Raw genomic sequence first — 11,833 nt, 5'->3', positions numbered from 1 at the left:
ATGCCATTCAACATACCAATAAAGCAATTCAAAAATTAATAAAAAGTCAAGTACAACAATGGGTGGCAGGTTTACCTAACTATATCAAGGGTTACATGTCTATTTCAGTGTGCGAAAGTTGAGTTATTATAAACCTGATAGTAAAAAATTAATAGAAATCTATTCTATCTAAATTAATATATTTTAAACTAAGTAAGGAAACACAGGATAGCAAACGCTATCCTGTGATAATTTTAAGGATTCCATCCTAAATCTACAGTATTTGTAAATTGGTTTACTAAAGAACTACGGAAGGCTCCTCTTAATGTTGTACCTGCATTAACACCAGTATTATGGTCAACTGTTGTATTATCTCCAGATGCATGTGTGCGATTTGTAGATAAGTTACTACCTGCCCCATTGTCAATGTTAGAAACTACATCATACTCTGGACTATTTACTCTTGCTTGTTGAGTACCTCCTGATGCATCTCTTTCTACACTATACCACCAACCGTTTCTCGGAAGGGTAATCGTGCTATCATGCCATGCAGCTAGTGCTGGAGTTGCAATCATTAGCAACGCTAACCCTAAAAAAGTACCACTTACAAACTTTCTAGCCATCTAATCACTCCTTTTAATGGTAATATTAGGTTAACCTAGTGCCACCTTAACAAACTATTATATAAACGTCAATATTTAAACACGAAAAATAATATAATAATATATAATAAATAGAAGTTATTATATAAAATAATACTTTATTTACTCTCATATGATATTGAATATCATATGAGAGTAAAGGATATAGTGTTATATTCCATCCTTCATGAAATATTAAACTTGTAATCTCAAAAAAGAGTTATAGTTTATAAAAAGCTCTAATCCTTTATACGCTTTTATTTAAGCATTTTTAATTTTAACAAATCTATTTTCTGTGATGTGAATTTATAAGTTACTCATAATTGAAACTTACATGAGCATGTTTTCTATACCGCACTATCTATCATTTTAGAAATATAATCTCCATTATTTACCACCTAGGAAGATCTATCAATAATATAAACAAGATTAGCCCTCCGATTTCCTTTTCAAAGTAGTTGGATAATTGATTTCTTGCTATTTATTGCACTTGAATGACCCCTTACAATAATATTGTTGTTATAATACACAATAGGCGCTCCGCTCTAGCCTCATAAGTATCAATAATGTATCTGTAAATTGAATAATTTGCCTCTAAATTAGTGTTAACTCTCATATAATACTGAATTAATACAAAATACCCCTAAAAAGTTTTTCATCTAACGTTTTAGGGGTATTTAAAGGTTGTTTATATTTACTGAGCAATTTAATCTTATAAAGGTTCTTATAGTCATATAATTAGATATTTAAACAGGTATATTTAAAATTACTAATTTTTCTTCTAATAAGTTAACCATATATGTGTTTCCTTGAGCTTCAAAAAAATTAAGTGCAATTTTAATATACTTAATACCTTCATCTATTCTATTTTGTTTCACCAAATTATTTCCTAATTGGTAATAACTGTCGGGAAGAAAATGTAGTGTATTTTCATTAATACAATTATTAATTGCTTCTAAACAATACTTTTTTGATTCAGTATATTCTTCTAAATACGTTAAAGTTTGTGATAAGCCAAAAAGAATTTTTGTTTTAGTCTGGAAATCATCTAAGTTTTCAGCTTTTGAATACTGATTTAAAGCTTCTTTATATAATTGATATGCTTGTTTATATTTTTTTTCTTCTTGATAAATAATAGCAATACTTGTTTTTATATTTATATTTAGCAAGACGTTATGAGTTGTTTCCACAATCAATTCATTAAGAATCTGAATGCTCTCTTTTAAATTATAAGTTAAATAATAATTTGAAATGCCCTTATGCCATAACAGATAATTTTTTTCATAGGAAGAATAGTGGGTTTCTTTATCTTCTAATTCTTTATCAACTATATATTTAATGGAAGTATAGTTTCGTTGTGCTTTTAACTGGACTAACATATTTTGTATTTCATTGAAATGAGTGTTTTGAATGTTTATGTTTGCAGAATTTAATTCAAAGAAATAATTCATATCCACCAATAATTTTTGGCTTATATTGAATAGAAAAGAGGATGATGGGTTTAGCTCTCCTTTCTCTATTTTACTGATTTGTGCTTGAGTACCAATATCAGAGGAAAGTTCTTTTTGTGACATTCCTAATTCCTGTCTTCTTTTTTTTATTTTTTTTCCTATAATTGTATTTATATTCATTATTTAGCCTCCACCTAGTAGCAGATTTAATTTGTAATTTCAAAGTAGTTAAGTAGAGCGTGCAAGAAGGCTTCCTTAAAAGCTGAAAAGTAAAACAGTACCAATTTATTGAAATAATTAGCATAAATGTTTCCGTTGTATTTTGCAAAACGTAATCCACAATAGTGCAATTACATAATGTTGCAACGGAAAATCTCTTTGCAATACTCCGCATTTTTAATTTAAACAATATAGTCGTTTTCAACAATGACTTAACATTCTCTTCAAATTAATATTAATAATATATTTAGACTATTAAGTTTTGATTCTATATTCATGAATAACATACTACAATAATTATTATAATTAATTATAATAATTAATACAAATCAAACCTAAAAATAGTTTTTTAAATTACTTTTCATACTTTGTAACTAAACGCAGCCTTGTTATATTATTTAGTATTACCTTAGAGCAAATAAAAAAACTAATTCAGGATAAAGTTTTAAACTTAAAACGTAATATTATTAGTATAATGTAACTATTGTTTTTAACTTTTTTAGTAACATGATTTTTTCTTATACTTTAGTTAATTGTTTAACATATGATGGCCAGGTATATCATAAGTATCTAGATTGTCGTCAGAATGATGACCTGGAATATCATTTTCAGCAAATTTATTATGATCTTGTTGAACGTTAACAAATGTTGTAAATAAACCAAGACTCAGCACTCCTGCCAAGAACATATTACTAAGATTTTTATTCATTTTTTTCATACTATCACCCTGCCTTTATATTGTGTTTATGAGTATATAACCATTTTACAACTATCGACTTTAAAAATCAACAAATTATGATAGTTAATAGTTATTTTTTTATGTATATTATTGTTAATTAGAATATAATTTTTTTAAATGATTCATATTAGTAATATTATGTCTTATTTCACTAAAAAATTAACATTAAAAAAATAAAAATGAATAATTGAATCGAGCAATTGATTTTATAAGTCAAATACGTATATATATTACGCACTTTCTATTTACTTGATAGTGGGCAGGGAGCGGATAAATAACGTGTAAAACTTCTTAGGGATCAATAATTTATAGTGGATAAACTTTAATTTAATCAATAACAGAGGGATTCAGTCTATTCTAGTACCAAGGCTCAATCCCTTTAATTAGTTGTATAATTAAACTTTAACTTATGTTTGTAACCAACAGTTTCCTAATTATTTTCAACGGACAAAAATTTATCCGCATTCTTTTTACTTGAATGAATTTCATAATTGCTCTTTTTAAAAAAACAAATACGAACCGAATTTTCGAAAGTGTATTTTTAAAAACAAAAATTATGCAGCTAGTTGTTGCTGAATAAGCTCCGCATTGATACGATCGGCAGCTAATTTAGAAGCATTATAAATCAAAGCGAGCCTATCAAAATGAACTTTCGCACGCTTTCCAGTGCGATAACGAACATTGTTTAGCTGATAGAACTCTTTCAGATAAGCATTGACACGTCCTACGGCTGTCCGTTGTTTAAAAATGTTTTTCCATGCTTTTGACCCGCGTGCAGGCGCGGTATAACGTCTTAAATCGGTGGTTATCTTGACTTTATACACTTTTTGACAGATTCCTTCGTTCGCAAGTGGGCAGTCGCTACATTCTTTAGGTCTCGTATACTTCAATGTTTCGTATTTTGGATCAAAGCTGTCATATTTATAAGAATGTTCTCGAAAACAGGTTGGGGCAAAGTCCTTATCAAACCCGATCATTTCGCCTTCATTTCGCCTTCATTTCGCCTTCATTTCGCTTATTATAGGCAATGACAGACTGTTGTCCCATGCGATGAATCTGTTCATAAATCGGCTCGAAATCGTAACGAGCATCTAGCGTATTATAATGAACAGTGGTAAGAGGAAGGCGCTGGTCCATTCCCTTTAATAAGGCAATAGCGGCTTTTCCATCATTTATAAGTTGCCAGATGAAAACAAAGATTGTAGAATATACTGGCTTGATGCGCCAACTGCGAGATGGGCTTTGTAGCCAAACCAGTATTCATTTTTACCGTTTGCATTCTTTTTTACACCCCATTTGGGGGCCAGCGGCACTTCGGCACGCAATATGTCTAACGGAACATCTAACTGTGCTTCGATTTTCTTTTCATACATTTTCATACAATGGAAGATTCGCTTCTTTTTCCGCTTGTTCTTTGAGATATTGCTCGCGTTCTTCCTTGGATTTACGTCCACGCTTTTTGGGTGCGGTTTCCGATTTTTCTTCTTTTTGAACGGGCGCCTTGTCCCGTACTTCAAAATGGGTTGCGTCAATGGCGATGACTTCATCGGCAATAAACCCTTCTGTGATGGCTGCCAGCGTTACGCTTTCGAAGGATTTTTCTAAAATATCCGATTCACTCAGTTTCGTAACTAAGCGAGAATAAGCAGCTTCTGATGGCGTAGCGTCGGAAACAAGAAAGCCGCAGTTCATTTTAAAGATAAAATCATCATTGAGACGCTTGATTAAGTCTTTAATCGTTGGGATACGCTCGATATAACGAATAAAAAAAGAAATAATCATCCCTGCATAGTTGAGTTCAACTATAATGTATCCGTAGGCTTGGACAATAAAATTTAGTAAATAAGATAATACTGATGCCATGAGTAAAAAAAGAAAAAGATACAGTTCAACAGAAAAAGCACAGGTCGTTTTAGAAATATTGAGAGAAGACAGCACAATAAATGAAATTACCCAAAAGCATGATATAAGTCCACAATTAATAAGCAGATGGAGGACAGAGTTTCTAAATAATATGCCAACCGTCTTTGACAAAAAGGCAGCGGAAATCGAAAAGTTAAAACAAGAATACGAAGCGGAAAAGGAGGAGCTTATTAACCAAATTGGACAGTTGATGGTTGATATGAATTGGCTCAAAAAAACAACAACAGGTCTCCGAGTGGAGGAGAAAAAAGCCCTGATAGATTTTGATAGTAAGGAATTGCCAATCAAACATCAGTGTGAACTATTGAATCTGTCCAGGTCAACAGCCTATTATGAACACTTTTTCGTGACTGTTTTAAGTTTCTACAAAGGTCTCTTTTCGTTCAAGTAAGTAAAAGATCCGGTAAATCAGCTTATTCATACAAGCTCCAATCACAACTTTACGGAGGGCGTCATCTTTTCGTTTACTTTGATAAAATGCTATCAATTTCGTATTTCGTGATTGGCTTAGCTTACTGAAGCCTCTCTTTGTCATACGATTCTGCATGGTTTTAAAATTTCTTGATTCATGAACTCTAGAATCAACATCTGAAAAAGCTACCGACTTTTTCAGATGTTGAAGTCGACTTTTATTCCTCTAATCTCAGACAAAAAAGTTGCCACAATTTATTCTTTTTCCCGAAATGGATCAAATCAAATCGCAATCATCACTTTTAGCTTGAGCATTTATCTCCTCTTTCAAAACAAATAAGTGCTCTTGGTATTCAATGAAGAGTTTAATGTACATTTTCAAATTGATTATCGGACTTTAGTAGATAGTTTGCTAAAATAGATCTTTCAGAACTGCTTCTCATAATTAGGTTGACTTTTATTGTCCAAAAGAAGACCATGTATGACAAGCTTTTTATACTTTAATCCAATTTCTCAATATCTGTGACTAACACAGTTTTTGGCGTAGGGAAATTTAAAAGTATTCGAAGGGATATGACAGAATAAATCGAATCTAATACTGTTTTATATTCAAGAAATAGCTGATCTAGCACTGTTTTAAACTTCAATTTAAAATAGGTGTTTTAGAAATTAAAACGCGCCAAAAACTTTCGGAAAACATGTATTCAACTAACATCATGTTAAATACAACTATACAAAACTAACAGAGTCTTGTTGGAAAGAGAACTACTCATGTACATGGCAAAAATAAAAATGTAAAGTATTGCAAAGGCATTTGGCATTGCAACTTTACTTTGTGAAGCAGGCGTGAAGACCTCCATTGGCATAGCCAGCCCTTCTCACACCTGGCTTTAAACTTATGCCCACAGAGAACCAATGTCGAGTTGCAACATTATATAATTGCAAGTTTATGTAATTTTCTTTTTTAATTTCATCTTCGTAAGAGTTCAATCTGTTTTTCTGCATCGTTTTATAAGTTCATTTTTCTGACACGTTTCTTTTTATAGGCTTATAAAAGATATATGCTCTTTACGATTTAAAATGTACAATCTGGATATTGGTTTTGAAAATAACCTAATAAACGATATCATAAAAAGAACTGTCGCAAAATGCTTATTATGTATTTTGCAACAGCCCTCTTAATTATTCTAAATCCTGCCTACGCGTAAACCCAATATAATCACCACTACCATCTTTTAAACGAATCTCATTACGCCAGGAATCATTAACAGTGTCCACAATCCCGGAAATACTGGAACGGCGTACATTTTCCGTACTGCCGGATGTGGTATATAAACGATTCGCAGTTACTTTGCTGCCTTTGCTTATAGAATTCGATTTTGAGTTACTAGATGAAGCTTCACCGTTGACCACATCCATAACAGCTTGATAATTGCTTCCAAGAGACTTTTTACGTGCTTCCCAATTTCCGTACTTTCCTGCTTTTGTTTCTTCTACTAATGTAGAAATAGACTTTCCTCTATTAGATGATTTAGTACCTGTAGAAGAACGATTCAGCTGATTATAAACCTGCTTCCCTGCTAATCCATCTGTGGCTAAACCATAATACGATTGAAAACGTGTTACGGCATTCTCCGTATCATTCCCATAATAACTATCAATATCATGGTTTTCAGCACCTTTATTAGGGTAAAACGGTGGGTGATTATTTGCCAGCTTTGTTTGCAACTGCTTAACAGGTTTGCCATATTCCCCGTTCCCTAATGTTTGGCCAGTCCAATTTCCAGTTACCTTCGTCCAATTACTACTGTTATTGTTTTTAACAGACTCTGAGATCGATTTATTATCAGAAGCTTTCCTAATCATCTTTTTAAATTGGCTCCATGTAACACCATGTGTTCCATCTCTTAATTTTCTAGGACAATGTTTTCCGCTCCAGGTATTATGCTGGTTCACATTGAATGACGAAATACTTTCCTCTTTCATAATGCTTTTGACCAGATCAGCTGTATTTTCAATGGCTTTTTTATAATTACTATCTGCATTGACACAAACCTCAATTTGAATGGAATGCAGATTTCCATTGCCTCGCCCATCCCCGGCACCCCACAATTGAAAACGATGGTCAAAAGACTGAATCGCTATCTTATCATCCACTTGCCAATGCCATGCAGCTTCACGAGAATTACCGTTTGATTGTAAATCTGCGTGATTTTGAGCACCTGCACCACTTGTTGGATTATCCGTTTCATGGATAGTGATATACCGTTTTTTATTATTTTTGCCATACTGAAATGACGTGTCATGAATAAATTGTTCTTTCATTTGTACCACTATAAAGCCCCCTTTTTTATGTTTGGTTATTGTTTTTATTCTTTATCCCAATCTATTTGACGCAACTTCTTCTTTGCACTTTTCGCCCAACTCTTTACTGCCTCTAGGCTCACCTTTTCTCTCTCCGCAATTTCAGGATTGGACAACCCTTCTATAATGGCATAGCGGAACCATATTTTTTGTTTTTCTGTCAACAGGAACGTGAATTTATAAAAAACGCTTTCATTTTTATGATCTACCATTTCCTGGGGGTCTCCTCCCCCCTGAACTTCCATAGAAACTTTCTTTCCATTGGCACGACTATAGTTTCCGGATTTTGCTTCCACTTTTTTCTCATAATCGAACTGCTCAAAATACTTTTTTTCCACCATCGATTTCCGAAATATATCCACTAAACGGTTACGAATTTGAAAGTTCATATAAGTAGCTAATGGACCTTTATCCGGTTGATAGTTCTCATACGCCCTCCACATTGCTACTAATCCTTCTTGAAAATGCTCCTCTTTTTCCTCATCAATTTGCAGCCTTGCCATCTGATAATATACTCTGCGTTGATTCTGTTCGATAAAATCTTCTAATTCCCATTTTTTCTTTGTCATGGGTAAACTCCCCTTTCCGATAGATTGGTTTAAATCTAGCAGACTATAAACATTTTGTCATATCGCCAAAATAGAAATTTAGAGTGAAAAAAGCGTTATTCCGTCAAATTTGCCTAACATTTTCAGCCTAAAATTCAATTTTTATGACTTTTGCAAAGGTCATTTTTCAATTTTCAACTTCTTATAGAAAAATAACAACAAATTCCGTCAATACATATATAAATCGCTTTACAGAGACTGTTTAAAATCCTATACGCTCTTTTTTTATATTATATTTTCAAACAAAATAACATTTATTTTGAAACTTACACCCCCTTTTGAAGACCGGAAACGACTATAGGGATGAGAGGAGGTGATGAACCATGGCAGTCGCTGAATTAACGGAGTCCGTTTTGCAGCTAACACTAAACGAAGGTACCGATCCAACGTCTGGAGAGGATGTCCTAAAGAACAAACGATTCAACAACGTTAAACCAGAAGCTACTGCTGAACAGCTTTTCCAGACAGCACACGCATTCGCATCTGTTCAGCAGCATAATCTCTACGCTATCACGCGTCGAGATGCTTCAGACATTTATGACGAAGAAGCTTAATCGTTGAAGCTTTCGAGAAAAGGAGGTGAAAAAAACATGCGAAAACTGGAATTGAAATTTTTAAATGAAGAAGGCCGTGTCGTAACTTATACGTTGGACCATCCTGCAGAACCAGCAGATCCGGAAACCATCCAGGAGGCAATGGATACGATCCTTCAGGAAAATGCGCTTTATTCGACAGGCGGCGAGCTGATTGAAATACACAGCGCCCGTATCGTGGAACGTATTGTGGAAGATATTGAATTATAATGCTTCTTTCATATAAGGACGTTGTCCGTGAGGAATCTCCCTCACGGCATTGTCCTTTATATAAGATATTATGGAAAACATACTCGCTTGAAATTTGTTTATTCAATCAAAGGTGGTGAATCTTATGGAAGCATGGATTTCTCTTATAACGGATATTGGATTTCCTGCGGCGGTGACTTTTTACTTGTTGCACCGGGTGGAAGGAAAGCTAAATCAGTTAATTGAATCCATTTACGCGATTTCAGTTCCTAAAAAATAAACCAAAGTTTAAGGTATTAGCGTTTTAGTTATAGAAAAATTGATTTGCTATTTAGCTTCTTCGCATTATTGATGCTGCTGAAACAGAAAAAATAATTGAAGGCATTTATGTAGTTGCAATTAGAGAATATAGAAATAGGAACAGATTATTCTATTAAGGTAAAGGGGGAAATACAAAGAATATTTCTTAACTCTCATTTAAATCTCTTTGGAATCATTTTATTACTTTCAGGCTGCCGAAATTTTCTCGACAGCCTTTTACAATGTGTTTGGCTTTTTCTTCATTTAGTAGATTTAAGGAGCAAAATCGTTTTTAAGGAAAATGAGAAACATAATAAAAACCATAAGAAAAGCAATACCTAATCCAATCCACGGTGCTATTTTCCACTTTTCTGCTTCCCTTTTTGCTGTTGAAATAATGCTAAAAATAATTGCGACTAATAAAAGAAAGCTTGCAACATAACCTATTGCACTATTCAGAAGTTCAAAATTCAGATAAATTCCCGAACTGAGAAATAACAAAAATAAACTGCCTAAAATTAGTGATATAATCGTTAAAACAAAAGACCATTTACCATAATTAAATTTTCCATTATATTTCACCTCATTGTGTTGAAAAATTGATTTTTTTCATTCTATACCATCTTCCTTTCAAATATAATAAAGTCTAGCTATCATCTCAAATTTAAGTTATACTATGTTCGGTATATATTATTTACAAACCAGATAGGAGAGTTTTTTATGCGACGCTTTGGTTTATTATTTCGTATTATTATTGCCATTGCTCTCGGTATTATTGTCGGAATAATTGCAAATGATTGGTTTATTCGATTGTTCGCCACCTTTAATGATATATTTGGCGGATTCTTAAGTTTTATCATCCCGCTTATTATCTTAGGGTTTATCGCGCCCGGAATTGGTTATATGGGAAAAGGAGCCGGGAAGTTATTATCGATTACTGCTCTGATTGCTTATGTATCAACTATCTTTGCTGGTATTGTTGCATTCTTCGCAGCAAGCAATCTTTATCCGGCTATTTTGAGCGGACAGTCACTAACTATGTTCGATGATCCCAGCGGTGCCTTGCTCGAAGGATTTTTAGATTTTGAATTACATCCACCTTTTGAAGTCATTACTGCACTCATTCTCGCTTTTGTTTTAGGAATCGGAATGGCTGCTCTCAAAAGCGATGCATTATTAAATATATTTCATGATTTTCGTTCCATTATCGAACTTGTGATTAACAAAATGATTATTCCTTTGTTGCCGTTCCACATCTTCGGCATTTTTGCGAATATGACACACGCAGGCCAAGTTGCTTCTATTTTACAAGTTTTTGCTGTTGTCTTTGTAATGATTATACTATTACATATACTATATTTGATCGTTCAATACTCAATAGCAGGAACATTAAGCAAACAAAACCCTTTCCGGATGTTAAGAACCATGACACCTGCTTATTTTACAGCGCTCGGAACGCAGTCTTCTGCTGCAACAATTCCGGTTACGTTAGATCATACTAAAAAAATAAAGGTTAAAGGAAACATTGCTGATTTCACTATACCTTTACTTGCGAACGTACATTTATCCGGAAGCACCATTACCCTTTTAAGCTGTGCAACTGCTGTTTTATTTTTACAGGGAGAATCCATTGCATTTGGAGATGTTTTACCTTTCCTCCTTGTTTTAGGGGTTACCATGATTGCAGCCCCAGGAGTCCCTGGAGGAGCTGTGATGGCATCCATCGGCCTGCTCGAATCCATGTTAGGCTTCGGGCCGACAATGGTATCATTAATGATTGCCCTCTATCTTGCTCAAGACAGCTTAGGTACAGCATGTAATGTCACAGGAGATGGTGCAATTGCAAGTATGACAAATTCAATTAACAATCGATGGGGAATAACCAAATAATAATGAACTAAAAACGAGAAGTGATCACAAAACGTGAATACTTCTCGTTTTTTATATGAATATATTCAATAAATGGACTTCCCCCATGAATGAATTTTACAGACAATCAAGTTGCCTTCCATTGTATCCGACCATTCGCAAACTTTACATGTATCTATCGACTAAAATAGCTTTTATCCACTTCTTCCTTTTGTTTTTAGGACTTAGGAGAAAAAGGAACTTTGTCTATGAGAATGTGAATCGTGTTGTCTAGTTTTGATTAGTTTTTAATTCATTGCCTTGATAAACTAAAAGGTTGTATCCCTTCCGTGTATTCTACACTAAATCTTTTATCAATTTTATAGACCACACAAAAAAAGAGTAAAGCATAATGCTTCACTCTTTTTTGTGTGCCTGGCAGCGTCCTACTCTCGCAGGGGGAAGCCCCCGACTACCATCGGCGCTGAAGAACTTAACTTCTGTGTTCGGCATGGGAACAGGTGTGACCTCTTCGCCGTCGTTACCAGACAATCCATTATGTAACTTG

The 11,833-nt window shown here is 33.8% G+C and carries 10 protein-coding genes, 1 rRNA gene and 1 pseudogene; 5 read left to right on the top strand and 7 right to left on the bottom strand.

Annotated elements, in window-relative coordinates; translation table 11 throughout:
- Positions 1–233: 233 nt before the first annotated feature.
- The 4 genes and pseudogenes from ACFQ19_RS19755 to ACFQ19_RS19740 form a co-directional block, all read right to left on the bottom strand.
- Positions 234–602, bottom strand: coding sequence for a hypothetical protein (locus ACFQ19_RS19755; RefSeq protein ID WP_379594530.1), 369 nt, complete (start codon positions 600–602; stop codon positions 234–236).
- A gap of 764 nt (positions 603–1,366) precedes the next feature.
- Entirely contained in the window at positions 1,367–2,251 is an 885-nt protein-coding gene (locus ACFQ19_RS19750) for a helix-turn-helix domain-containing protein (RefSeq protein ID WP_379594528.1), read from the bottom strand.
- A gap of 568 nt (positions 2,252–2,819) precedes the next feature.
- Positions 2,820–3,008, bottom strand: a complete 189-nt coding sequence (locus ACFQ19_RS19745) for a hypothetical protein (protein ID WP_379594526.1) — start codon at positions 3,006–3,008, stop codon at positions 2,820–2,822.
- Between the two features lie 575 nt (positions 3,009–3,583).
- Positions 3,584–4,826, bottom strand: a pseudogene (locus ACFQ19_RS19740) (transposase); the annotation flags it as partial.
- Between the two features lie 64 nt (positions 4,827–4,890).
- Between ACFQ19_RS19740 and ACFQ19_RS19735 the strand changes: the two are divergent.
- Positions 4,891–5,343 (top strand): transposase, encoded by a 453-nt coding sequence (locus ACFQ19_RS19735; RefSeq protein ID WP_379594525.1) that lies wholly within the window; start codon positions 4,891–4,893, stop codon positions 5,341–5,343.
- Between the two features lie 1,202 nt (positions 5,344–6,545).
- Here the strand turns inward: ACFQ19_RS19735 and ACFQ19_RS19730 are convergent.
- Together ACFQ19_RS19730 and ACFQ19_RS19725 are read right to left on the bottom strand one after the other, a co-directional pair.
- Positions 6,546–7,688, bottom strand: a complete 1,143-nt coding sequence (locus ACFQ19_RS19730) for an N-acetylmuramoyl-L-alanine amidase (protein WP_379594532.1) — start codon at positions 7,686–7,688, stop codon at positions 6,546–6,548.
- A 44-nt stretch (positions 7,689–7,732) separates the two neighbouring features.
- The gene (locus ACFQ19_RS19725) at positions 7,733–8,296 is read right to left on the bottom strand and encodes an RNA polymerase sigma factor (RefSeq protein ID WP_379594523.1); all 564 of its coding nucleotides are present in this window, start codon (positions 8,294–8,296) and stop codon (positions 7,733–7,735) included.
- A gap of 362 nt (positions 8,297–8,658) precedes the next feature.
- Between ACFQ19_RS19725 and ACFQ19_RS19720 the strand changes: the two genes are divergently transcribed.
- From ACFQ19_RS19720 to ACFQ19_RS19705, 4 genes are all read left to right on the top strand, one after another.
- A complete protein-coding gene (locus ACFQ19_RS19720) occupies positions 8,659–8,889 on the top strand; it encodes a DUF1659 domain-containing protein (protein ID WP_379594521.1) in 231 nt (76 codons plus the stop codon).
- Between the two features lie 36 nt (positions 8,890–8,925).
- Complete coding sequence (locus tag ACFQ19_RS19715) at positions 8,926–9,138, top strand: DUF2922 domain-containing protein (RefSeq protein WP_379594519.1); 213 nt, start codon at positions 8,926–8,928, stop codon at positions 9,136–9,138.
- A gap of 124 nt (positions 9,139–9,262) precedes the next feature.
- Positions 9,263–9,397, top strand: coding sequence for a YvrJ family protein (locus ACFQ19_RS19710; RefSeq protein ID WP_379594518.1), 135 nt, complete (start codon positions 9,263–9,265; stop codon positions 9,395–9,397).
- Positions 9,398–10,137: 740 nt separating this feature from the next.
- Positions 10,138–11,307, top strand: a complete 1,170-nt coding sequence (locus ACFQ19_RS19705) for a dicarboxylate/amino acid:cation symporter (protein ID WP_379594516.1) — start codon at positions 10,138–10,140, stop codon at positions 11,305–11,307.
- A gap of 391 nt (positions 11,308–11,698) precedes the next feature.
- On the opposite strand, the gene rrf is transcribed toward ACFQ19_RS19705, so the two are convergent.
- Positions 11,699–11,814, bottom strand: a 5S ribosomal RNA gene (gene rrf / locus ACFQ19_RS19700).
- Positions 11,815–11,833 lie beyond the last annotated feature (19 nt).

The organism is Oceanobacillus locisalsi (genome assembly GCF_042675985.1).
GTDB lineage: Bacteria > Bacillota > Bacilli > Bacillales > Amphibacillaceae > Oceanobacillus > Oceanobacillus locisalsi.
Note: the sequence above shows the minus strand (reverse complement) of the source record. Positions and strands in the feature narration are given on the sequence as shown.

Excerpts from the sequence above, each read along its gene's own strand:
- ACFQ19_RS19710 (WP_379594518.1), top strand. The coding sequence starts at position 9,263 with ATGGAAGCATGGATTTCTCTTATAACGGATATTGGATTTCCTGCGGCG.
- ACFQ19_RS19720 (WP_379594521.1), top strand. The coding sequence starts at position 8,659 with ATGGCAGTCGCTGAATTAACGGAGTCCGTTTTGCAGCTAACACTAAAC.
- ACFQ19_RS19725 (WP_379594523.1), bottom strand. The coding sequence starts at position 8,296 with ATGACAAAGAAAAAATGGGAATTAGAAGATTTTATCGAACAGAATCAA.
- ACFQ19_RS19750 (WP_379594528.1), bottom strand. The coding sequence starts at position 2,251 with ATGAATATAAATACAATTATAGGAAAAAAAATAAAAAAAAGAAGACAG.
- ACFQ19_RS19735 (WP_379594525.1), top strand. The coding sequence starts at position 4,891 with ATGAGTAAAAAAAGAAAAAGATACAGTTCAACAGAAAAAGCACAGGTC.
- ACFQ19_RS19730 (WP_379594532.1), bottom strand. The coding sequence starts at position 7,688 with ATGAAAGAACAATTTATTCATGACACGTCATTTCAGTATGGCAAAAAT.
- ACFQ19_RS19755 (WP_379594530.1), bottom strand. The coding sequence starts at position 602 with ATGGCTAGAAAGTTTGTAAGTGGTACTTTTTTAGGGTTAGCGTTGCTA.
- ACFQ19_RS19715 (WP_379594519.1), top strand. The coding sequence starts at position 8,926 with ATGCGAAAACTGGAATTGAAATTTTTAAATGAAGAAGGCCGTGTCGTA.
- ACFQ19_RS19745 (WP_379594526.1), bottom strand. The coding sequence starts at position 3,008 with ATGAAAAAAATGAATAAAAATCTTAGTAATATGTTCTTGGCAGGAGTG.
- ACFQ19_RS19705 (WP_379594516.1), top strand. The coding sequence starts at position 10,138 with ATGCGACGCTTTGGTTTATTATTTCGTATTATTATTGCCATTGCTCTC.